Raw genomic sequence first — 21771 nt, 5'->3', positions numbered from 1 at the left:
TTGGCTATCTGAAAATTCTGAAAAGGGTGACAAAATGATTACAGGAGCTTACAAAGGCCCGTCGTAAAGCGCGTCCGACGCGCAGAATTTCAGCTGGCAATCGAGGTATTTTATGGATAATCGACCACTGTTCCAGGAAAAGTGGTCCTGGGGACCTCTGGCAGCCTGCACGTTACTGCCCGTCGCTCTACTGTGTTTCTGGTTGTGGCCGTTTGGCCAGATCCTGTTCCTGACTTTCGACGAGTGGCTATTCCGTGCACTCAACGGCCCGCTGGCAGACAACACCACCTGGCGCTACATCTGGACCTTGGGCAGCCTGCGCCCCTTCGACATCGTCGTCGGCCTGATCCTGCTCCTGCTGCTGATCAAAGGCGACTGGGTGTTCAAGGCTGTACAGGTCCGACAGGCATTCTTCGGCTTTTTCGTCAGTCTGCTCCTCTTAGTGGTGGTTCGCGCGCTGTTTTCCAAGTGGGTGGATGCATCTGGATGGCAACATGACAGCCCGTCGATCGTATTCGACGACGCCGTGCGCCTGAGCCACTACTACCCGAACCTCGAAGCCCACTGGGAGCTCAAGGACCGTTCCAGCAAGAGTTTCCCGGGCGATCACGCCTCGGTACTGCTGCTCTGGGCCCTGTTCATGAGCCTGTTCAGTCGCCGACTGGTGCAGAGCCTGGTGATCTGGGGGCTGGCCGTGTTGTTCATGCTGCCGCGTCTGGTTGCTGGTGCGCACTGGGGACAGGATGACTACATCGGCGGTCTGGGGATGGCATTACTGGCCCTGGGCTGGACCGTGCATACCCCGCTGGCGGCCAAGGCCAGCGCGGCACTGTTGCGCTGGACCTCACCGCTGTTCAGGGTACTCGGCAAGTTGCCGCTGATCGGGCGCATGAGTGTGATGCGCACGGCCTCTTAGGCGCAACTGAAGGCGCAGGTCTACTCGAAACTGCCATGCAACTGGTGGATCTGCCGCCGTTGCTTCTTGTTTGGCCGGCCGTCGGTGGTCACCCCCATCGCCCCGGCCTTGCGCAGTTCGGCGGCCTGTTCGCGGCGCTTCACGCTGTCGGCGGTTTCCTCGTAGAGGGTCTGCGCCTCGGGCGCCCCGCGACGCACCACCGACAGCGCCTTGACCACCACGGTCTTCTCGTCGAAACCGGTGCGCAGCACGAACTCATCGCCTACCCGCGGCTCCTTGCCCGGTTTGCAGCGCTCACCACGGCAATGCACCTTGCCACTCTCGATCGCCGCCTTGGCCAACGCACGCGTCTTGTAGAAGCGCGCCGCCCACAGCCACTTGTCCAGGCGGACCTTATCGTCGTCTTCTGGTTTCTGTGCCATCCCTCTACCTCGAATTCTGTCTTTAACGGAACTGTACTACCGTAACTGTCGGATGCAAAAAGTCCGCGCCATGCTTACAGTTCACCACCTCATTCGCAGGGTGTGCTTCGTGAAAACATTTGACCATCTGACAGTGATCGGCCTGCGCGAGTGGATCGCCCTGCCCGACCTCGGTCTCGCCGGGCTTCGGGCCAAGATCGACACCGGCGCCAGCACCTCCAGCCTGCACGCCACCGACATCGAACCCTTCGAGCGCGACGGCCAGTCGTGGGTGCGCTTCACCGCACACCTGGGTTCGGTGGTGCAACTGCGCCATCGCCGCTGCGAGGCGCCGCTGGTTACCATGAAGACCATCAAGAGCTCCAACGGCCACGCCCAAACCCGCTACGTGATCCGCACGCCGCTGGCGTTGGGCGACCGGGTCTGGGAAGTGGAATTCACCCTGGCCTGCCGCAAGAGCATGCGCTATCGGTTGTTGCTTGGATCGAAAGCCTTGGTCCACGGTCAACTGGTCGTCAACCCCGGCCTCAAGTACGTTCAGGACAAACCGGCCTTCCCGGCCACTCTCTCCCCTGTCACAGGTGCTGCATGAAGATCGCCGTGCTTTCGCGCAACCCGCGTCTGTATTCCACCCGCCGCCTGGTCGAAGCCGGCACACAGCGCGGCCATGAAATGGTCGTGATCGACACCCTGCGCGCCTACATGAACATCGCCAGCCACAAGCCGCAGATCCACTATCGCGGCAAACCGCTGGAAGGTTTCGATGCGGTGATCCCACGTATCGGCGCCTCGGTGACCTTCTATGGCTGCGCCGTGTTGCGTCAGTTCGAGATGATGGGCGTCTATCCACTCAATGAATCGGTGGCCATCGCCCGCTCGCGGGACAAGCTGCGCTCTCTGCAACTGCTGTCACGCCGCGGCATCGGCCTGCCGATCACAGGCTTCGCTCACTCACCGGATGACATTCCCGACCTGATCCAGATGGTCAACGGCGCACCGCTGGTGATCAAGGTGCTCGAAGGCACCCAGGGCATCGGCGTAGTGCTGTGCGAAACGACCAAGGCTGCCGAGTCGGTCATCGAAGCGTTCATGGGCCTGAAGCAGAACATCATGGTCCAGGAGTACATCAAGGAGGCCGGCGGCGCCGATATCCGCTGCTTCGTGGTCGGCGACAAGGTCATCGCCTCGATGAAGCGCCAGGCCAAGCCCGGCGAATTCCGCTCCAACCTGCACCGCGGTGGAGTGGCCAGCCTGATCAAGATCACCCCCGAGGAACGCATGACGGCCATTCGTGCGGCCAAGGTCATGGGCCTTAGCGTGGCCGGGGTGGATATCCTGCGATCCAATCATGGCCCGCTGGTGATGGAAGTGAATTCGTCGCCGGGGCTGGAGGGTATCGAGGTCACCACCGGCAAGAACGTTGCCGGGATGATCATCGAACATCTGGAGAAGAACGGCGGGCCGAACCAGACTCGGACCAAGGGCAAGGGCTGATTCGAAACCGTTGCGGCCTCTTCGTGGCTATCCACGAAGAGGCCGCAGAACCTCACACCGCATCGCGCGGCAGCAACAACCCCAGCGGCAGGCGCACCCGCGCCTCGATCCCGCCACCGGAGCGGTTGCGCAACTCGACATTGCCGCCATGCTGGGCGGCGATACGTTTGACGATCGCCAAGCCCAGCCCGGTGCCCTTGCCCCCACGCGCGCGGTCGCCGCGAATGAACGGGTTGAAGATGGTCTCAAGTTCCGATTCGTCGATCCCCGTGCCCCGGTCGAGCACGCTGAGCACCACATACGGCGCGCCCTGCTCACCTGATACATAAGCCGCCACCTCGACGCCCTTGCCCGCATGGTGCAGGGCATTGCCGATCAGGTTGCCCAGCATGCGCTTGAGCGATACACGTCGTAGCGGGAAGGGTGGAATAGGCTCCAGGCACAGGCGCACGCGCTCTTCGGGCTGGTTATAAGGCGCCACCACCTCGCGAATCAGATAACCCAGGTCGACTTCTTCCACCGGCTCGTCGCGGCCATCGCGGATGAAGGCCAGGAACTGGTCGAGAATGGCGTCCATGTCTTCGATGTCGCGCACCATGTCGTCGCTGAGCTCGCTTTCGTTACCCATCAGCGACAGCGACAGCCGTAGCCGGGTCAGGGGCGTGCGCAGGTCGTGGGAGACCCCCGCCAGCATCAGCTCGCGCTCGCGCCCGGCCTGCTCGACATCCTCGGCCATCTGGTTGAACGCCCGGTACACCTCGGTCATCTCGCTGGGCGTATCGCTGATAGGCAGGCGCACACTGCGCCCCTGCCCGAGCTGGCGGGCAGCGAACACCAGGCGCTTGAGCGGCTGGTTGAGCTGGCGCACGAAGATCCAGGCCGACGCGGTGGACAGCAGGCCGATGGCCAGGAACCAACCGAGCACGTTCCAGATCTTCTGCCCCCGCAACGGGTGCGGGTACAACGGCACCTTCAACCACCCCGGCCCCAGGCTCGGCGCATTGACCCACAGTGCCGGCGGCGCGTGGATGCGCAGGCGCACCTCGGTATCCTCGCCCAGCTCGGCCTGCATCTGGCGCTGGTAGATCTCGCTGTACGGCCAGTGCTGCTCACCCTCAGGAACACCCGAGCCGGTCACGCGGATCAGCCCGGCCGCCTCGGCGATCTGGTCCCGGTTCTCTTCATCGGCCGCCCAATAGGCACGCAAGGTCAGCGCCACACCGTGGCTGTACTGGCGGTCGACCAGCACATCCTCGTTCATCAGCAGGTACACCAGCGTCAGCGCCTTGGAAAACAGGACGACGATCAGCACCAGCCACAGGGTGCGGGCGAAGAAGCTTTGCGGAAACCAGAGAGGCGTTTTCATTGGCGACGATTACTGCACGGCGGGGACAAGCATGGCGGGGACCACAGACGAAAACAGGGCGACCCTTGCGGGCCGCCCTGCCGTCTCATGGCAGCGGTTCATTTACCGGCATTTCCGTCCGGCACGAAGACATAACCCACACCCCAGACCGTCTGGATGTAGCGAGGCTTCGATGGATCGGGTTCGATCATCCGGCGCAGGCGCGAGATCTGCACGTCGATTGAGCGCTCAAGGGCATCCCACTCGCGGCCACGGGCCAGGTTCATCAGCTTGTCACGGGTCAGCGGTTCGCGAGCATGCATGACCAGTGCCTTGAGCACGGCGAACTCACCGGTGGTGAGCATGTGCACTTCATCGCCGCGCTTGAGTTCGCGGGTGGCCAGCGACAGTTCGTAGTCGCCGAAGGTGACGGTCTCTTCCTCGCTGCCCGGAGCGCCAGGAACGCTCGGGACCTGGCGCCGCAGCACGGCCTTGACCCGCGCGACCAGCTCGTCGGGGTTGAACGGCTTGGCGAGATAATCGTCAGCGCCCAGCTCGAGGCCCTTGATGCGGCTGAGCTCGTCGCCCTTGGCGGTGAGCATGATGATCGGGATCTGGTTGTTCGCCGCGCGCAGGCGGCGGCAGGCGGAGAGGCCGTCTTCACCCGGCAGCATGAGGTCGAGCACCACCAGGTTGAACACTTCGCGGGCCAGCAGGCGGTCCATCTGCTCGACGTTCGGCACGGCGCGGGCACGGAAGCCCTTGCTGGTGAAGAAACGTTCCAGCAGGCTGCTCAGCCCTGGATCGTCGTCAACGATGAGAATCTTTTCGCCTTCAGCAATGTTTGCGGTGCTGGTCATCAATAACTCCTCTGATATCGCGGCGCATTATGGCGTAGCCATTGCGATGCGTGCCGTGTGCATTGTTAGCAGATTTTTCCCCGGGTGCCACTTCCCGCACCAGGAGCATGGCCAAGCGCCATCACCGCAAGCCGGACGCGATAGGTATAATGCGCGGCTTTCATCCAGTGCCGCCGGGCCTGAACCCCCACTGCGGCCCTAGTATTCACTATTTGTCAGGTGGTTCTCATGGACAGCATCAACAGCCGTATCGCCGAGGAACTGGGCGTGCGCCCACAGCAGGTCGAGGCGGCCGTGGGCCTGTTGGACGAAGGCTCGACCGTGCCCTTCATCGCCCGTTACCGCAAGGAAGTGACCGGCAGCCTGGACGATACGCAACTGCGCCACCTGGAAGAGCGCCTGCGTTACCTGCGTGAACTCGACGAGCGCCGCGCCAGCATCCTGGCCAGCATCGAGGAGCAGGGCAAGCTGACCCCGGAACTGGCCCGCGAGATCAAGCTCGCCGACACCAAGACCCGCCTCGAAGACCTTTACCTGCCCTACAAGCAAAAGCGCCGCACCAAGGGCCAGATTGCCCTGGAAGCCGGCCTGGGCGAACTGGCCGACGGCCTGTTCGACGACCCGCAGCGCGACCCTGAAAGCGAAGCCGCGCGCTTTGTCGACGCCGACAAAGGCGTCGCCGACGTCAAGGCCGCCCTCGAAGGCGCCAAGTACATCCTCATGGAGCGCTTCGCCGAAGACGCCGCCCTGCTCGAAAAGCTGCGCGGTTTCCTCAAGCAGGAGGCAGTGCTCACCGCGCGCGTGGTACCGGGCAAGGAAGAGGAAGGCGCCAAGTTCCGCGACTACTTCGCCCATGACGAACTGCTGCGCAACGCCCCGTCGCACCGCGCCCTGGCGATCTTCCGCGGTCGCAACGAAGGCGTGCTGAGCGCTTCGCTCAAGGTCGGCGAGGAGCTGCCGGGCACCCTGCACCCGTGCGAGCTGATGATCGCCAGCCACGTTGGCATCGAGAACCGCAGCCGCCCGGCCGACAAATGGCTGGGCGAGGTGGTGCGCTGGACCTGGAAGGTCAAGCTCTACACTCACCTGGAAACCGACCTGTTCGGCGAGCTGCGCGACAACGCCGAAGGCGAGGCGATCAACGTCTTCGCCCACAACCTGCACGACCTGCTGCTGGCCGCCCCGGCCGGCCCGCGTGCCACCCTGGGCTTCGACCCCGGCCTGCGCACCGGCTGCAAGGTCGCGGTGGTCGATGCCACCGGCAAGCTGCTGGACTACACCACCGTCTACCCGCACGCGCCAAAAAACGACTGGGACCGCACCATCTCCGTGCTCGCCGCCCTGTGCGCCAAGCATTCGGTGGAGCTGATCGCCATCGGCAACGGCACCGCCAGCCGCGAAAGCGACAAGCTGATCGGTGACCTGGTGAAAAAATACCCGGCGCTGAAGATCACCAAGGTCATGGTCTCCGAAGCAGGCGCCTCGGTGTACTCCGCGTCCGAGCTGGCTGCCCGCGAATTCCCGGATCTCGACGTCTCGATCCGCGGCGCGGTGTCGATCGCCCGCCGCCTGCAGGATCCGCTGGCCGAACTGGTGAAGATCGATCCGAAGTCCATCGGGGTGGGTCAGTACCAGCACGATGTGTCGCAGGTGAAACTGGCGCGCGGCCTGGACGCGGTGGTCGAGGACTGCGTGAACGCCGTGGGCGTGGACGTCAACACCGCCTCGGTGGCCTTGCTGACCCGTATCTCCGGCCTGAACGCCACACTGGCACAGAACATCGTCGCCCACCGCGACGCCAACGGCCCGTTCGCCACCCGGGCGGCGCTGAAGAAGGTCAGCCGCCTCGGCGAGAAGACCTTCGAGCAGGCCGCAGGCTTCCTGCGCGTGATGAACGGCGACAACCCGCTGGACGCCTCTGCCGTGCACCCCGAAGCCTACCCACTGGTGCAACGTATCGCCGCCGACACCGACCGCGACATCCGCTCGCTGATCGGCGACAGCAGCTTCCTCAAGCGCCTCGACCCGAAGAAATTCACCGACGAATCCTTCGGCCTGCCGACCGTCACCGACATCCTCCAGGAGCTGGACAAGCCTGGCCGCGACCCGCGCCCTGAGTTCAAGACCGCCACCTTCCAGGATGGCGTCGAGGACCTCAAGGACCTGGAGCCCGGCATGATCCTCGAAGGCGTGGTGACCAACGTCACCAACTTCGGTGCCTTCGTCGACATCGGCGTGCACCAGGATGGTCTGGTGCACATCTCGGCGCTGTCGGAGAAGTTCGTCAAGGATCCGCGCGAGGCGGTCAAGGCCGGCGACGTGGTCAAGGTCAAGGTCATGGAAGTGGATATCCCACGCAAGCGCGTCGGCCTGTCCATGCGCATGAGCGACACCCCCGGCGAGAAGGTCGAAGGCAACCGTGGCGGCGCACGCGGCAACGGCGGCAACCGTTCGCAGCAGGCACCACGCCCACGCGAGACAGCCACCGCCGCACCGGCCAACAACGCCATGGCCGCGCTGTTCGCCAACGCCAAGCAGTTGAAGAAGAAGTGATGGACGTCCCGAAGGAATACGTCGAAAGCGCCTTCAGCCAGCTCCTGGGCTGCCGCCTGCAACGCCTGGACACAGGCGTTGCCGAGGTGGTCCTGCCGCTGGAACCGCACTTGCGCAACCGTGGCCAGAAACTGCACGGTGGGGCGATCTTCAGCCTGGTGGACATCGCCATGGGCCTGGCCTGTTCGGCCAGCCATGGCTTCGACCAGCAGAGCGTGACCATCGAGTGCAAGATCAACTACATGCGCGCTGTCAGCGACGGCGAAGTGCTGTGCACCGCCCGGGTGATACACGCCGGGCGGCGTACGCTGGTGGTCGACGCCGACGTGCTCCAGGGCGACAAGCTGGTGGCCAAGGCACAGGGAACCTTCGCGGTTCTCTAGCTGCCCGAGTGATAACTGCGGTATTTTTGCCGGTATTGGTCGGGCGCTGTCACTGACCCTATCGCGGGACAAGCCCGCTCACACAGGTGCCTCGGTGCTTTTGTGGGAGCGGGCTTGTCCCGCGATGGGCTCGGCAAGGCCCCGAAGTATCTGCGCTACCAGCACCGGAACCGCGTAAACCAGGCGACAACGCCAGTTCCTTTGTCCCTACCCTTGTAGACCGTCATTTCTACCCCCATATTGGGGCGACTGACGCGTGAAGGAATCCATCTTGAGCGACCTCCTCAATCGCCGCCTGAGCTTGCTCGGCGCCAATCTCTCCCTGCTCAAGCAGTGCCTGCACGGCATTGAGCGCGAATGCCTGCGAGTAACCGACGAAGGTCGGCTGGCCCAGACCCCACACCCCGAAGCCCTGGGTTCGGCACTGACCAACGAGCAGATCACCACCGATTATTCCGAGTCGCTGCTGGAGTTCATCACCCCGGCCCTGGCTGATCCGGCCAAGGTGCTCGAGAACCTCGAGGAGATCCACCGTTTCGTCTACACCAAGCTCGGCGACGAATACCTGTGGAGCCCGTCGATGCCGTGCGCGCTGCCCGCCGAGGAAGACATCCCGATCGCCGAGTACGGCAGCTCCAACATCGGCAAGCTCAAGCACGTGTACCGCAAGGGCCTGGCCCTGCGCTACGGCCGCACCATGCAGTGCATCGCCGGCATCCACTACAACTTCTCGTTGCCCGAGGCCCTCTGGCCCCTGCTGCGTGAAGCGGAAGGCAGCGAGCAGGACGACCGTGACTATCAGTCGTCGGCCTACATTGCGCTGATCCGCAACTTCCGCCGCTACAGCTGGCTGCTGATGTACCTGTTCGGCGCCTCGCCAGCACTGGACAAAGGCTTCCTGCGCGGCCGCCCGCACCAGCTCGAAGAGCTGGATGCCAACACCCTCTACCTGCCCTACGCCACTAGCCTGCGCATGAGCGACCTGGGTTACCAGAGCAACGCCCAGGCCGGCCTGACGCCCTGCTACAACAACCTGTCCAGCTACACCGACAGCCTGCGCAAGGCCGTTGGCACGCCTTACCCGCCCTATGTCGAGGTCGGTACGCACAAGGACGGCGAATGGGTGCAGTTGAACACCAACATCCTGCAGATCGAGAACGAGTACTACTCGAACATTCGCCCCAAGCGTGTCACCTACACCGGCGAACGTCCGATCCAGGCCCTGATCGCGCGCGGCGTGCAGTACGTCGAGGTGCGCTGCCTGGACATCAACCCCTTCCTGCCGGTGGGCATCGACCTGACCGAGGCTCGCTTCCTCGACGCCTTCCTGCTGTTCTGCGCGCTTGAGGACAGCCCATCGCTGGACAACGGCGAATGCGGCCAGTGCACCAGCAACTTCCTCACCGTGGTCAAGGAAGGCCGTCGCCCAGGCCTGGAGCTGCAGCGCGATGGTCAGCCGGTCGCCCTGCGCGAATGGGCCAGCGATCTGATCGCCCGCATCGGCCAGCTGGCCGGACTGCTTGACCAGGCGCAAGGTGGTGACGACCACGCCAAGGCCCTGGAGGCGCAGCAGGCCAAGGTCGACGACCCGGAGCTGACACCTTCTGCACAGGTCCTGGCGCGCATGACCGAGCACGAAGAAAGCTTCGTCGAATTCTCGCTGCGCCAGAGCAAGCTGCACGCCGAAACCTTCCGTGAGCAAGCGCTGCCTGGCGAGCGCCAGCAAGCCTTCGAAACACTCGCCCGCGACTCTCTGGCCGAACAGTCGCGCCTGGAGCAGCAGGAAGTCGGCGACTTCGACCTGTTCGTCGGTGCCTACCAGGCCAGCATCCTGGCGATCAGCAACTGATGAGCCGCACGCCCTCGACACGCAAGCCCCGCGCCAGCAGCCAGGCCAGGATCGAAGCGATCCTGGCCGCGGCTCGCGAGCTGCTGGCGGGCGAGGGGGTAGCGGGGCTGTCGATCTACAGCGTGGCCGAACGGGCGCAGATCCCGCCGTCCTCGGTCTATCACTTCTTCGCCAGCGTTCCGGCGTTGCTCGAAGCCCTGACCGCCGACGTGCACCGCGCCTTTCGCGAGGCGCTGAGCGCGCCGATCGACAGCCACGCCTTCAGCACCTGGCAGGGTCTGTCACGCCTGGTCGAGCAACGCATGCTGGATATCTACAACCAGGACACTGCCGCCCGGCAGTTGATCCTCGCCCAGCATGGCCTGAGCGAAGTGGTCCAGGCCGACCGCCAGCACGACATGGAGCTGGGCGATTTGCTGCACAAGCTGTTCGACCGGCATTTCCTGCTGCCGGTGATGCCTGGGGACGTGGATGTGTTCGCCCTGGCAATGGAGCTGAGCGACCGGGTCTATGCCCGGTCGATACAGCTGCACGAGCAGATCACACCGCGCATGGCAGAGGAAGGCATGCGGGTGTTCGAGGCTTATCTGGGGCTTTATCTGCCGCCGTTCCTGGCCAAGCGCACAAGCTGAAATTGCCTTCGCGGGCAAGCCCGCTCCTACAGGTTACTGTGGGAGCGGGCTTGCCCGCGAAGGCCTTCACACGGCCCGGGAGTCGAACGCCATCACAGCTTGGCGATGGACACCTCGGTGGATTTCACGAAGGCAATCACTTCACTGCCAACCTGCAGTTCCAGCTCGCGCACGGAACGCGTAGTGATCACCGAAGTGACGATGCCGGAGACGGTCTGCACGTCGATTTCCGACAGTACCGGGCCTTCGAGGATTTCTTTGACGGTGCCTTTGAACTGGTTGCGGACGTTGATCGCTTTGATGGTCATGGCTTGATTCCTTTGATTGGCTTCGCAGATTCAGTGGGCCCAACGCAGTTGCGTGGGCAAAGGGGCTACAGGTTCCGGCTCGGGCGGCGTGCCAGGGACGGACAGGACACGGTTGAGCACTTCGCTTTCCAGCGCCGCCAGGCGGTGCGAACCACGCGCCCGCGGCCTTGCCAGGTCGACGGTGAGGTCCAGACCGACCTCGCCGTCCTCGATCAGGATCACCCGGTCGGCCACGGCGACGGCCTCGTTGACGTCGTGGGTGACCAACAGCACGGTGAAGCCGTGTTCGCGCCAGAGGCGCTCGATCAGTTGCTGCATTTCGATTCGCGTCAGGGCATCCAGTGCACCCAGTGGCTCGTCGAGCAGCAGCAGGCGTGGCTGGTGGATCAGCGCGCGGGCCAGGGCCACGCGCTGCTTCTGCCCGCCGGACAGCGCAGCTGGCCATTCATTGGCACGATCGGCCAGGCCGACCTCTTCCAGCGCTTGCACCGCGCGTGGCCGCCAGTCTCCGGACAAGCCCAGGCCGACGTTGTCGATCACCTTCTTCCAGGGCAGCAGACGGGCGTCCTGGAACATCAGACGGGTTTCCTCGCGGGCATCGGCCAGCGGCGCGGCACCGGCCAGCAGCTCGCCGGCGCTGGGTTGGTCCAGACCGGCCAGCAGGCGCAACAAGGTGCTCTTGCCACAGCCGGAGCGGCCAACGATGGCGACGAACTGGCCCGCCGGGATGTGCAGGTCGATACCGCGCAGCACTTCACGCTTGCCGAAGGTCTTGCGCAGGCCGTTTGCGGCCAGCGGGATGCCACGCAGCAGGCGCGGCGGTTGTTCCTTGAGCACGGTCATGCGCCCTCCTTCTTCGCCACCTGGTAGGCGGGGTGCCAGCGCAGCCAGACACGCTCCAGGCCACGGGCGGCGAGGTCGGCGAGCTTGCCGAGCACGGCGTACATGACGATGGCCAGGACCACCACGTCGGTTTGCAGGAATTCACGGGCGTTCATCGCCAGGTAACCGATGCCGGCATTAGCCGAGATGGTCTCGGCAACGATCAGGGTCAGCCACATGAAGCCCAGGGCAAAGCGCACACCGACCAGGATCGAAGGCAGCGCACCGGGCAGGATCACCTGGCGGAACAGCGAGAAACCGGACAGGCCATAGCTGCGCGCCATTTCCACCAGCGCCGGGTCGACATTACGGATGCCGTGGTAGGTGTTCAGGTAGATCGGGAACAGCGTGCCCAGCGCGACCAGGAAGATCTTCGCCGACTCGTCGATGCCGAACCACAGGATCACCAGCGGGATCAGCGCCAGGTGCGGCACGTTGCGGATCATCTGCACCGAGCTGTCGAGCAGGCGTTCGCCCCAGTTCGAAAGGCCGGTGACGAACCCCAGCAACAGACCGATGCTGCCGCCGATCAGAAAGCCCACACCTGCGCGCCAGCCACTGATCGCCAGGTGGGTCCAGATCTCGCCGCTGCGCACCAGTTCGACACCGGCGCTGACCACAGCGCTCGGTGCCGGCAAGATGCGCGTGGACAGCCATCCAGCGCTGACCGCCAGCTGCCACACCGCCAGCAGCAGCACGGGCAAGGCCCATGGCGCCAGGCGCTGTGTCAGGGTGGAGGAAGTTGCACGACTCATGGCCTGGCCCTCAGCTCTGCGACACGGACTTGGGCAGGATGTCGTTGGCGACCATTTCACCGAACGGGCTCACGTAGCCCCCGGCCTTGGCCTGCTCCGGGCGCTGCACGTCCAGGTGCGGGAACAGCAGCTCGGCGACGCGGTAGGACTCTTCCAGGTGTGGATAACCGGAGAAGATAAAGGTATCGATGCCCAGGTCGGCGTATTCCTTGACCCGCGCCGCGACCGTCGGGCCATCGCCCACCAGTGCTGTACCGGCGCCGCCTCGTACCAGGCCGACGCCCGCCCACAGGTTGGGGCTGACTTCGAGCTTGTCGCGGTTGCCGTTGTGCAAGGCCGCCATGCGTTGCTGGCCAACCGAATCGAAGCGCGCGAGCGAGGCCTGGGCGCGGGCGATGGTGTCATCGTCCAGGTGCGAAATCAGTCGATCGGCGGCAGCCCAGGCTTCTTCGTTGGTTTCCCGCACGATCACATGCAGGCGGATACCGAAGCGCACTTCGCGGCCTTGCGCAGCGGCTTTCTCGCGCACCGCGGCGATCTTCTCCGCCACGGCAGCCGGGGGCTCACCCCAGGTCAGGTACAGCTCGACCTGCTCGGCGGCGAGGTCTTGTGCGGCCTCGGACGAACCGCCGAAATACAGCGGCGGGCGCGGCTGCTGGATCGGTGGATAGAGCAGCTTGGCGCCCTTCACCTGGATGTGCTTGCCGTCGTAGTCGACCACTTCGCCTTCCAGCACCTTGCGCCAGATGCGCGTGAACTCGACCGAGGCTTCGTAGCGCTCCTGGTGGTTCAGGTGCAGACCATCGCCGGCCAGCTCGTCCGGATCACCACCGGTCACCAGGTTGAACAGCGCCCGGCCATTGGACAGGCGATCCAGAGTCGCGGCCTGGCGGGCGGCCACGGTCGGCGAAACGATGCCCGGACGCAGCGCGACCAGGAACTTCAGGTTCTGCGTCACCGGAATCAGTGACGCCGCGACCAGCCAGGAGTCCTCGCAGGAACGACCGGTAGGGATCAGCACGCCACCGAAACCCAGGCGATCGGCCGCCTGGGCGATCTGGGTCAGGTAGCCGTGATCGACGGCGCGGGCGCCTTCGGTGGTACCCAGGTACTTGCCGTCGCCGTGGGTGGGGAGGAACCAGAAAATGTTAAGGCTCATTGGAGTTGTCTCCTCAAGGGGGGCTCAAGCCGCAGCGATGCTGCGGCGCAGGCGAATCGTTCAAGGCGCGCTGGCGACCTTGGCCGGTGGGGTCCAGATCACGTCCTTGATGCTCAAGGGCTTGGGAATCAGCTTCAGAGCCTGGAAGGTGTCGGCGATCTTCTGTTGCGCGGCGATCACCTCCGGGGTCAGCGGCGCGGCGCCGTAGCCCTGGCGCTTGACCGAGGTCAGGGTGATGTCGGCCGGCAGGCCGAGCAGCGGCGCGACCTGGTCGGTCACTTGCTGCGGGTTGGCCTGGGACCACTCGCCCACGGCGCGCACTTCATCGATGAGGGTGCTGATCACCGCCGGGTGCTGGGTCGCGTAGCTGCGGGTAGCCAGGTAGAACTGGTGGTTGTCGACCAGGTCCTTGCCATCACGCAGGGTGCGGGCCTGCAACTGCTGTTCGGCAGCCGCCTGGTACGGGTCCCAGATCACCCAGGCATCGACGCTGCCACGCTCGAAGGCGGCGCGGGCATCGGCAGGTGGCAGGTAAACGGGCTGGATGTCGCTGTATTTCAGGCCGGCGTCCTCAAGGGCGCGGACCAGCAGGTAGTGCACGTTGGAGCCTTTGTTCAGCGCGACTTTCTTGCCTTTGAGCTCCTTCACCGACTGGATCGGCGAGCCCTTGGGCACGAGGATCGCCTCGCTGTGCGGCGCAGGCGGCTCATAGGCCACGTAGAGCAGGTCGGCACCGGCGGCCTGGGCGAAGACGGGTGGCGTTTCGCCGGTGACACCGAAATCGATCGAGCCGACGTTCAGCCCTTCGAGCAGCTGCGGGCCACCGGGGAACTCGGTCCATTGCACGTCGATGCCCTGTTCCTTCAGGCGCTTTTCCAGCGAGCCCTTGGCCTTGAGCAGCACCAGGGTGCCGTATTTCTGGTAACCGATGCGCAGGCTCTCGGCCTGGGCTTGGGTGATGGCGCCGAAGGACACAGCCGCCGCAAACAGGGCGACCAGACCACGACGCAAGAAGACTGTGCGCATGGCGCTCTCCTGTGCGAATGAGGTTCGGGTTGCACCTGCTTGCCTCGTTGTCGGGCGAGTAAGGTGGAAAAACGGTGACGCATTTGCGGGGTCGTTCAGATGCTCCAGCGAGCACTGATCAGGCGTTCGTTGAGTACACCTGGAGCGACCGGCTTGGGCCGACGCGCCAAGGCACTGTGAAAGGTTTCCAGCGAGTCCAGCAGGCGGGCCTCCAGGGCCTCGGCCAACTGTGCCGGGCGATTGCCTTCGGCGTAAGCGACCTGGCTGTCGTCGGCGAAGATCCCTTGAAGGGTCTCCTGCGCCTTGAGTGCCGACAGCACAGGCTTCAATGCGTAATCCACCGCCAGCATGTGGGCGATGCTGCCGCCGGTAGCGATCGGCAGGACTACCTTGTGTTCCAGCGCGCGCTCGGGCAGCAGGTCGAGCAAGGTCTTCAGGGCCCCGGCGAACGATGCCTTGTACACCGGGGTCGACACCACCAGCCCATCAGCCTGGGCTACCAGTTGCTGGAAGTGCTGCACCTGTGGGCTGTCGAAACGTGCGTGGAGCAGGTCTTCTGCCGGAAACTCGCGCACCTGGAAGGTCACCACCTCCACACCACGATCCTGCAACCACTGGCGCGAACGCTCGAGCAGCACGCCGGAACGTGAACGGGTACTGGGGCTACCACCTATCGAAACAACCAGCATTGCAGCGCTTCCTTAAATTCGGTTCCGGGGTGTGGCCCCAGTGAATGACTCCGACATTAGCAGCTCGCCACATATATCTAGAAATCATATTTTTTCATTTGTTTATGCGTTATGGAGATATAGCGTTTTGACCTCGCCCGTTTCGCGGGCCAGCCCGCTCCCACAAAAAGCGGGCATAAAAAAAGGCCGTCGAAACGGCCCGAAATCCCTGCTATGGCTAAGAGCAATGCAACGAGGATTCAACGATTGGGTTGCGGGGTGAGGCGCAGATAGGGTTTGACGGCCCGATAACCTTTCGGGAAGCGCTGCTTGATCTCGTCCTCATCCTTCAGCGAAGGCACGATCACCACTTCGTCACCGTCCTGCCAGTTACCTGGGGTGGCGACCTTGTAGTTGTCGGTCAGCTGCAACGAATCGATCACCCGCAGGATTTCGTTGAAGTTGCGCCCTGTGCTGGCTGGATAGGTGATGGTCAGGCGTACCTTCTTGTTCGGGTCGATCACGAACAGCGAGCGTACGGTAAGGGTGTCGTTGGCGTTGGGGTGGATCAGGTCGTACAGGTCAGACACCTTGCGATCGGCATCGGCGATGATCGGGAAGTTGACCACGGTGTTCTGGGTCTCGTTGATGTCATCGATCCACTTGTGGTGCGAGTCGACCGGGTCCACCGACAGTGCGATAGCCTTGACCCCGCGCTTGGCGAACTCATCCTTGAGCTTGGCGGTCAGGCCCAGTTCGGTGGTGCACACTGGGGTGAAGTCGGCCGGGTGGGAGAACAGCACGCCCCAGCTGTTGCCCAGCCACTCATGGAAACGGATCTTGCCGGCGCTGGAATCCTGTTCGAAGTCGGGGGCGATGTCGCCGAGTTTGAGGCTCATGGAAGCGGCTCCTGTGCTGTGTCTGGCCTTGTGAGATTCAATGTGCCTGCTTCCGATTAAAAACAAAAAGAATGAATAATGATTTATTTATAACCAGAAAGAATACGAATTTGCACACACAAAAAAGCCTCGCACCAGGCGAGGCTCTTTCGTTGCAGCTACGACTTACATGAAGTTGTAAGTGTAGTTGAAGATCAGACGAGTCTGATCAGCATCGTTGATGCTCTCGCCGCCGCCACGGTAGGTACCGTGACGCAGGCTGACGCCCAGGCCCTTGAGGGTGCCTTCCTGCAGTACGTAGTCGATACGCGCGTCGCGCTCCCACTCGCTGTAGGTGCCGCTGGTGCGGGCGTTCTTGACGTCATCACCGCGCAGGTAGGCCACGGATGCCTTCAGGCCCGGTACGCCCAGACGTGCGAAGTCATAGGAGTACTGACCGAAAGTGGTGTTCTCGCCAGCGCGGGCGAACTGGTTGATCATGCTGTCGGTGAACAGGTAGAAGCTCGAGCCACCGTTGCCTTCCAGCGGCGAGGTGCTGCCGTCCTTGCGCACGTTACCCTGGTTCAGCCAGACGAAACCGCCGTCGTCGCCAACCTGTTGGTGACCCAGCATGATTGCGTGGCCGCCGATGGTGTAGGTGAACATCGCGGACCAGGTCTTGTTGTCGACCTCGCCTGCGTTCTTGGCATAGCCACCGTTGTTGTTGAAGGTGTAGCCGGCTTCGCCGTTCTTGCCGTCGCTGCTGCTCTTGAACCAGCGCAGGTCGGTCTTGAACGACTGATCGTTGGCGATCTGGTAGACGTGGGTCAGACCCAGGAAGTGCTGCTTGTAGAAGTCTTCCAGGTTCGAGTAGTAGTACTGCAGGGTCAGGTCTTTGGTGACCTTCCAGTCGCCGCCGGCGAACTGGAACTTGTTGCTGTCGCGGTAAGCGCCGCCAACGGACAGGCCGGTGCGGTTGCTCGAGGCACGGCCCATGGCGTGGGTCAGCTGGCCCGCGTTGAGGGTGACGTTGTCGATTTCCTTCGACTGGACGGTACCGCCCTCGAAGGTTTGCGGCAGCAGACGACCGTCGTTGGAGACCAGGATCGGCAGGTTTGGCGCCAGGGCGCTGCCGTAGTGGACTTCGGTCTTGGAGAAGCGAGCCTTGGCGTTACCACCGATGCGAGCCCACTGGCTCACGGCAGAGCCGTCGCTGTCGCTTGGGAAGAAGGTGTTGTTATCCGGGTGACGGCCACGGCCGCCATCGAGGTGGATACCCCAGAGAGCTTGAACGTCGACACCGAAACCAACGGTGCCTTGGGTGAAGCCAGACAGGTAGTCGAGCTTGAAACCTTGGGCGGTTTCGCGCTGGTCACCGTTACGACCCTGAGCGTTCGTGCGAACTTCGTGGTCGTCGTTGTTGAAGTACATGGTGCGCGAGCTGATGGATACCTTGCTGTCTTCGATGAAGCCAGCGGCGCCCGCTTGTTGGGCGAGAACCCCCAGTGCCACGGCCAGGGCCAGGCTAGACTTGTACATGCTTTGCTCCTCTACGTTCTAATTTTTGTATTCTCAAGGCGGGGGGATCTGCTGCCCCCCTCGCCACGGGTAAGCGATTTAGCACCAAAGTGTGACTGGTAAGTCAATCGTTACCAGAGATTTCACGACTTTGGTCTAATGCACCTGCGCTACAGGATAATGACAATCCTATAAATCCAAAATGACCGTTTTATGAAATCGTCAGATTTTTCCGGAATAAATACGGAACCTTCAGCGTCATTTGGTGTATTGGCGTCCCTTGCTCATAGCTTCCGGTTATCTGCAGCCCTTTGCCAGAGGGCGCTCCGTGAAAAGTTGTGAAAGCGTAGCCTTTCACAAAATTTTCACAACCTTTCGTCCGACAGGGTGCGTTCGCTAAGCGTTTTGTCTCCTAAGATAATTCTGAAAAGTTATTTATTTTGTAATTCTTAGATCATTTAGTCTTCGCGTCATTCATCACCCGATGCCTGACGAGAGGTTCGATCATGATCCCCCACGCCCCCCTGCGCCTGTTCGCCGCGCTGACCCTGGCCACCGCCAGCTGGTTCGCCCAGGCCGCCGACCTGACCGTGGCCTACCAGACCACCGTAGATCCGGCCAAGGTGGCCCAGGCCGATGGCAGCTATGAAAAAGCCAGCCACGCCAGCATCGACTGGCGCAAATTCGACAACGGTGCCGACATCATCGCCGCCGTCGCCTCCGGCGACGTGCAGATCGGCTACCTGGGCTCCAGCCCGCTGGCTGCCGCGACCACCCGCAAGGTGCCGGTGGAGACGTTCCTCATCGCCACCCAGATCGGCGCCGGTGAAGCGCTGGTCGCCCGCGACAGCATCAAGACCCCACAGGACCTGATCGGCAAGAAAGTCGCCGTGCCCTTCGTCTCCACGGGCCACTACAGCCTGCTGGCGGCGCTCAAGAGCTGGAACATCGACCCGGCCAAGGTGCAGATCCTCAACCTCGCGCCGCCTGCGATCATCGCCGCCTGGAAACGCGGCGACATCGACGCCACCTACGTCTGGGACCCGGCACTGGGCGTGGCCAAGGAAAACGGCAAGGTGCTGATCACCTCTGGCGAACTGGCAAAGAAAGGCGCCCCGACCTTCGATGCCTGGATCGTGCGCAAGGACTTCGCCGAGAAGCACCCGGAGATCGTCAAGTCGTTCGCCAAGGTCACCCTCGACGCCTACGCCGACTACCGCAAGGACCCGAAAGCCTGGCTGGCCAATCCAGACAACGTGAACAAGCTGGCCAAGCTGTCCGGCGCCAAGACCGGCGATATCCCCGGCCTGCTGGAGGGCAACGTCTACCCGTTGGCCGCCGACCAGAGCGCGGCGCTGGGCGCGCCAACCACCCAGGCGCTGACCGACACCGCGACCTTCCTCAAGGAGCAAGGCAAGGTCGAGGCGGTGCTGCCGGATTACTCGCCGTACGTAACGGCCAAGTTCCTTCCCGACTGAAGCACCTGCCCAACCGATCGAACCCAGGGGCGCCCTGCGCCCCGAACCGGAGCCCATCATGGCCTTGCTCGAGCTGGAGCGCATCAGCGCACAGTACCCCGGCGCCACCACCCCGGTGCTGGATGACATCAACCTGACGCTGGGGCCACGCCAACTGCTGGTCGCCCTCGGGCCCTCCGGCAGCGGCAAGACCTCGCTGCTCAATCTCATCGCCGGCTTCGTCGCCCCCAGCAGCGGGCGCATCACCCTCGACGGCGCGCCCGTGCAAGGCCCGGGTGCCGACCGTGGGGTGGTGTTTCAGGATGACGCCCTGCTGCCCTGGCAGGACGTGCTCGGCAATGTCGCTTTCGGCCTGGAGCTGGCCGGCGTCCCTCGCGCGCAGCGTGAAGCCAAGGCGCGCGAGATGCTGGCACTGGTCGATCTGGCCGGGTTCGGCGACCGGCGCATCTGGCAGCTTTCCGGTGGACAGAAGCAGCGCGTGGGCCTGGCCCGCGCCCTGGCTGCCGACCCACGCGTACTGCTGATGGACGAACCCTTCGGCGCCCTCGATGCCTTCACCCGCGAGCAGATGCAGGAGCTGTTGCTGCAGGTCTGGCAGCGCACCGCAAAGCCAGTGTTCCTGATCACCCACGACATCGAGGAAGCCGTGTTCCTGGCCAGCGAACTGGTGTTGCTGGCCCCTAATCCGGGGCGCGTGGTCGAGCGCCTGCGACTGCACTTCGGCCAGCGCTACGCCGCGGGCGAACCAGCGCGGGCGATCAAGTCCGATCCGCGCTTCATCGAAACCCGCGAGCACGTGCTGTCGCGGGTGTTTTCCCAACGTGCCGCCCGCCGCGAGGAGTCCGCATGAGCAGCCTGGACCTGCCGGTCGCCGGCAAAACCGACACCCGCACCGCCTCGGCGGTGAAGACCCGCCGCCCGCTGCCGACCCGCTGGATCAGCGCCCTGACCCTGGCCAGCCTGCTGCTGGTCTGGTGGCTGGTGACCGCTGCCGGCTGGGTCGAGCCACTGTTCCTGCCCGCCCCCGGCGACATCCTGGCCAAGGCCTGGGTACTGCTGACCCAGGGCTACATGGACGCCAGCCTCTGGCAGCACCTGGGCGCGAGCATGGGCCGCATCGGCGTGGCGTTGCTGGCGGCGACCCTGACCGCGATTCCGGTCGGCATCGCCATCGGCTACAACCGCGTGGCTCGCGGCATCCTCGACCCACTGATCGAGTTCTACCGACCGATACCGCCGCTGGCCTACCTGCCGCTGATCGTGATCTGGTGCGGGATCGGCGAGCTGTCAAAAGTGCTGCTGATCTACCTGGCGATCTTCGCCCCGATCGCCATCGCCACCGCCACCGGCGTGCGCACCGTCGACCCGGCCAAGCTGCGCGCCGCGCAGTCGCTGGGGGCGAGCAAGGTGCAACTGATTCGCCATGTGATCCTGCCCAGCGCCTTGCCTGACATCCTCACCGGCATTCGCATCGGCCTGGGGGTCGGCTGGTCGACCCTGGTCGCCGCCGAACTGATCGCCGCCACCAGCGGCCTGGGCTTCATGGTGCAGTCAGCCGCGCAGTTCCTGGTCACCGATGTGGTGGTGCTGGGCATCCTGCTGATCGCGCTGATCGCCTTTGCCCTGGAGATGGGCCTGCGCGCCCTGCAGCGCCGCCTCGTACCCTGGCATGGACAGAGTCACTGACCTTTTAGGCCTCATCGCGGGCAAGCCCGCTCCTACAAAACGGGCTTGCCCGCGATGAGGTCCACAACGACACCGCCAACCGCCCCCCATTCGAGACCGACATGAGCCTGACCATCACTCCCCTCAGCCCGGCCCTCGGCGCGCAGATCAGCGGCGTCGATCTGTCACGCGAAATCACCGATGCACAGCGCGACGCCATCGAGCAGGCGCTGCTCGAGCACCAGGTGCTGTTCTTCCGTGAGCAGTCGATCGACCCCGCCCAGCAGGCCCGCTTCGCTGCGCGCTTCGGCGACCTGCACATCCACCCGATCTACCCCAACGTGCCGGAAACTCCGCAAGTACTGATTCTCGACACTGCGGTCACCGACGTGCGCGACAACGCGATCTGGCACACCGACGTTACCTTCCTGCCGACCCCGGCACTGGGCGCGGTGCTCAGCGCCAAGCAACTGCCCGCCTACGGCGGTGACACCTTGTGGGCCAGCGGCATCGCCGCGTTCGAAGCCTTGTCGGCGCCACTGCGCACCCTGCTCGATGGCCTCACGGCCACCCACGATTTCACCAAGTCATTCCCGCTCGAGCGCTTCGGCACCACCGCCCAGGACCTGGAGCGCTGGGAAGCCACCCGCCGCAACAACCCACCGCTGTCGCACCCTGTGGTGCGCACCCATCCGGTGAGCGGGCGCAAGGCATTGTTCGTCAACGAAGGGTTCACCACGCGGATCAACGAACTTGCCGACCACGAGAGCGAGGCGCTGCTCAAGCTGCTGTTCGCCCATGCCACACGGCCGGAATTCAGCATTCGCTGGCGCTGGCAGGAGAATGACGTGGCGTTCTGGGACAACCGCGTGACCCAGCATTACGCGGTGGACGACTACCGGCCGCAGCGACGGGTGATGCATCGCGCGACGATTCTCGGCGACGCGCCGTTCTGAAACCATTTGCGGGCAAGTCGGAGC

General features: G+C 63.9%; 22 protein-coding genes. 11 read left to right on the top strand and 11 right to left on the bottom strand.

Going from position 1 to position 21771, the window contains the following annotated elements; genetic code table 11:
* The first annotated feature begins 112 nt into the window (after positions 1-112).
* Entirely contained in the window at positions 113-916 is an 804-nt protein-coding gene (locus tag AC2CGW_RS11875) for a phosphatase PAP2 family protein (protein WP_484574080.1), read from the top strand.
* A gap of 20 nt (positions 917-936) precedes the next feature.
* Here AC2CGW_RS11875 and AC2CGW_RS11870 read toward each other — a convergent pair whose 3' ends face one another.
* Positions 937-1338, bottom strand: a complete 402-nt coding sequence (locus AC2CGW_RS11870) for an RNA-binding S4 domain-containing protein (RefSeq protein ID WP_186667424.1) — start codon at positions 1336-1338, stop codon at positions 937-939.
* Between the two features lie 109 nt (positions 1339-1447).
* Here AC2CGW_RS11870 and rimB point away from each other — a divergent pair, with 109 nt between their 5' ends.
* Positions 1448-1930: a retropepsin-like aspartic endopeptidase RimB gene (gene rimB, locus AC2CGW_RS11865; protein ID WP_063542222.1), complete on the top strand. Its 483-nt coding sequence runs from the start codon at positions 1448-1450 to the stop codon at positions 1928-1930.
* Positions 1927-2832: a 30S ribosomal protein S6--L-glutamate ligase gene (gene rimK, locus AC2CGW_RS11860; RefSeq protein ID WP_015268602.1), complete on the top strand. Its 906-nt coding sequence runs from the start codon at positions 1927-1929 to the stop codon at positions 2830-2832. The genes rimB and rimK overlap by 4 nt, the downstream gene beginning before the upstream one ends.
* A gap of 52 nt (positions 2833-2884) precedes the next feature.
* Here rimK and AC2CGW_RS11855 read toward each other — a convergent pair whose 3' ends face one another.
* Both AC2CGW_RS11855 and ompR read right to left on the bottom strand, forming a co-directional pair.
* Entirely contained in the window at positions 2885-4198 is a 1314-nt protein-coding gene (locus AC2CGW_RS11855; protein ID WP_186667423.1) for an ATP-binding protein, read from the bottom strand.
* A gap of 98 nt (positions 4199-4296) precedes the next feature.
* Positions 4297-5037 carry an osmolarity response regulator transcription factor OmpR gene (ompR, locus tag AC2CGW_RS11850; protein ID WP_186667422.1) on the bottom strand — a complete coding sequence of 247 codons (741 nt, stop codon included), beginning with the start codon at positions 5035-5037 and terminating at the stop codon, positions 4297-4299.
* Between the two features lie 228 nt (positions 5038-5265).
* Here ompR and AC2CGW_RS11845 point away from each other — a divergent pair, with 228 nt between their 5' ends.
* The 4 genes from AC2CGW_RS11845 (at position 5266) to AC2CGW_RS11830 (ending at position 10454) form a co-directional block, all read left to right on the top strand.
* Positions 5266-7590 carry a Tex family protein gene (locus AC2CGW_RS11845; protein ID WP_186667421.1) on the top strand — a complete coding sequence of 775 codons (2325 nt, stop codon included), beginning with the start codon at positions 5266-5268 and terminating at the stop codon, positions 7588-7590.
* On the top strand, positions 7590-7973 hold the full coding sequence (locus AC2CGW_RS11840; protein ID WP_186667420.1) for a PaaI family thioesterase: 384 nt from the start codon (positions 7590-7592) through the stop codon (positions 7971-7973). Before AC2CGW_RS11845 ends, AC2CGW_RS11840 begins: the two co-directional genes overlap by 1 nt.
* Before the next feature lie 271 nt (positions 7974-8244).
* Positions 8245-9822, top strand: coding sequence for a glutamate--cysteine ligase (gshA, locus tag AC2CGW_RS11835; RefSeq protein ID WP_186710730.1), 1578 nt, complete (start codon positions 8245-8247; stop codon positions 9820-9822).
* Positions 9822-10454, top strand: a complete 633-nt coding sequence (locus AC2CGW_RS11830; protein ID WP_484574079.1) for a TetR/AcrR family transcriptional regulator — start codon at positions 9822-9824, stop codon at positions 10452-10454. Before gshA ends, AC2CGW_RS11830 begins: the two co-directional genes overlap by 1 nt.
* Positions 10455-10546: 92 nt before the next feature.
* Here the strand turns inward: AC2CGW_RS11830 and AC2CGW_RS11825 are convergent, their stop codons facing one another.
* From AC2CGW_RS11825 to AC2CGW_RS11790, 8 genes are all read right to left on the bottom strand, one after another.
* Positions 10547-10762 carry a TOBE domain-containing protein gene (locus AC2CGW_RS11825; protein WP_087501913.1) on the bottom strand — a complete coding sequence of 72 codons (216 nt, stop codon included), beginning with the start codon at positions 10760-10762 and terminating at the stop codon, positions 10547-10549.
* A gap of 30 nt (positions 10763-10792) precedes the next feature.
* Positions 10793-11605 carry an aliphatic sulfonates ABC transporter ATP-binding protein gene (gene ssuB / locus AC2CGW_RS11820; RefSeq protein ID WP_186710734.1) on the bottom strand — a complete coding sequence of 271 codons (813 nt, stop codon included), beginning with the start codon at positions 11603-11605 and terminating at the stop codon, positions 10793-10795.
* On the bottom strand, positions 11602-12399 hold the full coding sequence (gene ssuC / locus AC2CGW_RS11815; protein ID WP_186667416.1) for an aliphatic sulfonate ABC transporter permease SsuC: 798 nt from the start codon (positions 12397-12399) through the stop codon (positions 11602-11604). Before ssuC ends, ssuB begins: the two co-directional genes overlap by 4 nt.
* Before the next feature lie 10 nt (positions 12400-12409).
* Positions 12410-13558, bottom strand: coding sequence for an FMNH2-dependent alkanesulfonate monooxygenase (gene ssuD, locus AC2CGW_RS11810; RefSeq protein WP_484574078.1), 1149 nt, complete (start codon positions 13556-13558; stop codon positions 12410-12412).
* Between the two features lie 60 nt (positions 13559-13618).
* A complete protein-coding gene (locus tag AC2CGW_RS11805; RefSeq protein ID WP_186667414.1) occupies positions 13619-14584 on the bottom strand; it encodes a sulfonate ABC transporter substrate-binding protein in 966 nt (321 codons plus the stop codon).
* Between the two features lie 95 nt (positions 14585-14679).
* Entirely contained in the window at positions 14680-15273 is a 594-nt protein-coding gene (gene ssuE, locus AC2CGW_RS11800; protein WP_054891664.1) for an NADPH-dependent FMN reductase, read from the bottom strand.
* 239 nt (positions 15274-15512) lie between these two features.
* Positions 15513-16151: a peroxiredoxin gene (locus AC2CGW_RS11795; protein WP_054891663.1), complete on the bottom strand. Its 639-nt coding sequence runs from the start codon at positions 16149-16151 to the stop codon at positions 15513-15515.
* A 165-nt stretch (positions 16152-16316) separates the two neighbouring features.
* A complete protein-coding gene (locus tag AC2CGW_RS11790) occupies positions 16317-17669 on the bottom strand; it encodes an OprD family porin (protein ID WP_411383604.1) in 1353 nt (450 codons plus the stop codon).
* A 485-nt stretch (positions 17670-18154) separates the two neighbouring features.
* On the opposite strand from AC2CGW_RS11790, the gene tauA reads away from it, so the two are divergent.
* The 4 genes from tauA (at position 18155) to tauD (ending at position 21747) form a co-directional block, all read left to right on the top strand.
* A complete protein-coding gene (tauA, locus tag AC2CGW_RS11785) occupies positions 18155-19126 on the top strand; it encodes a taurine ABC transporter substrate-binding protein (protein ID WP_484574077.1) in 972 nt (323 codons plus the stop codon).
* A gap of 58 nt (positions 19127-19184) precedes the next feature.
* Positions 19185-19976, top strand: coding sequence for a taurine ABC transporter ATP-binding subunit (tauB, locus tag AC2CGW_RS11780; RefSeq protein WP_484574076.1), 792 nt, complete (start codon positions 19185-19187; stop codon positions 19974-19976).
* Entirely contained in the window at positions 19973-20812 is an 840-nt protein-coding gene (tauC, locus tag AC2CGW_RS11775) for a taurine ABC transporter permease TauC (RefSeq protein ID WP_484574075.1), read from the top strand. The genes tauB and tauC overlap by 4 nt, the downstream gene beginning before the upstream one ends.
* A gap of 101 nt (positions 20813-20913) precedes the next feature.
* On the top strand, positions 20914-21747 hold the full coding sequence (gene tauD / locus AC2CGW_RS11770; RefSeq protein ID WP_186667409.1) for a taurine dioxygenase: 834 nt from the start codon (positions 20914-20916) through the stop codon (positions 21745-21747).
* The last annotated feature ends 24 nt before the right edge of the window (positions 21748-21771 follow it).

The organism is Pseudomonas sp. SYWMCR5 (assembly GCF_057197165.1).
The sequence above is the reverse complement of the archived record's forward strand: the minus strand, read 5'-3'. Positions and strand labels throughout refer to the sequence as shown.

Coding starts and splice junctions, on each gene's coding strand:
- ssuC (WP_186667416.1), bottom strand. CDS start 12,399: ATGAGTCGTGCAACTTCCTCCACCCTGACACAGCGCCTGGCGCCATGG.
- AC2CGW_RS11805 (WP_186667414.1), bottom strand. CDS start 14,584: ATGCGCACAGTCTTCTTGCGTCGTGGTCTGGTCGCCCTGTTTGCGGCG.
- tauB (WP_484574076.1), top strand. CDS start 19,185: ATGGCCTTGCTCGAGCTGGAGCGCATCAGCGCACAGTACCCCGGCGCC.
- AC2CGW_RS11855 (WP_186667423.1), bottom strand. CDS start 4,198: ATGAAAACGCCTCTCTGGTTTCCGCAAAGCTTCTTCGCCCGCACCCTG.
- ssuB (WP_186710734.1), bottom strand. CDS start 11,605: ATGACCGTGCTCAAGGAACAACCGCCGCGCCTGCTGCGTGGCATCCCG.
- ssuD (WP_484574078.1), bottom strand. CDS start 13,558: ATGAGCCTTAACATTTTCTGGTTCCTCCCCACCCACGGCGACGGCAAG.
- AC2CGW_RS11795 (WP_054891663.1), bottom strand. CDS start 16,151: ATGAGCCTCAAACTCGGCGACATCGCCCCCGACTTCGAACAGGATTCC.
- tauA (WP_484574077.1), top strand. CDS start 18,155: ATGATCCCCCACGCCCCCCTGCGCCTGTTCGCCGCGCTGACCCTGGCC.
- ssuE (WP_054891664.1), bottom strand. CDS start 15,273: ATGCTGGTTGTTTCGATAGGTGGTAGCCCCAGTACCCGTTCACGTTCC.
- rimK (WP_015268602.1), top strand. CDS start 1,927: ATGAAGATCGCCGTGCTTTCGCGCAACCCGCGTCTGTATTCCACCCGC.
- tauD (WP_186667409.1), top strand. CDS start 20,914: ATGAGCCTGACCATCACTCCCCTCAGCCCGGCCCTCGGCGCGCAGATC.
- AC2CGW_RS11870 (WP_186667424.1), bottom strand. CDS start 1,338: ATGGCACAGAAACCAGAAGACGACGATAAGGTCCGCCTGGACAAGTGG.
- AC2CGW_RS11845 (WP_186667421.1), top strand. CDS start 5,266: ATGGACAGCATCAACAGCCGTATCGCCGAGGAACTGGGCGTGCGCCCA.
- AC2CGW_RS11840 (WP_186667420.1), top strand. CDS start 7,590: ATGGACGTCCCGAAGGAATACGTCGAAAGCGCCTTCAGCCAGCTCCTG.
- tauC (WP_484574075.1), top strand. CDS start 19,973: ATGAGCAGCCTGGACCTGCCGGTCGCCGGCAAAACCGACACCCGCACC.
- AC2CGW_RS11825 (WP_087501913.1), bottom strand. CDS start 10,762: ATGACCATCAAAGCGATCAACGTCCGCAACCAGTTCAAAGGCACCGTC.
- AC2CGW_RS11830 (WP_484574079.1), top strand. CDS start 9,822: ATGAGCCGCACGCCCTCGACACGCAAGCCCCGCGCCAGCAGCCAGGCC.
- ompR (WP_186667422.1), bottom strand. CDS start 5,037: ATGACCAGCACCGCAAACATTGCTGAAGGCGAAAAGATTCTCATCGTT.
- AC2CGW_RS11875 (WP_484574080.1), top strand. CDS start 113: ATGGATAATCGACCACTGTTCCAGGAAAAGTGGTCCTGGGGACCTCTG.
- AC2CGW_RS11790 (WP_411383604.1), bottom strand. CDS start 17,669: ATGTACAAGTCTAGCCTGGCCCTGGCCGTGGCACTGGGGGTTCTCGCC.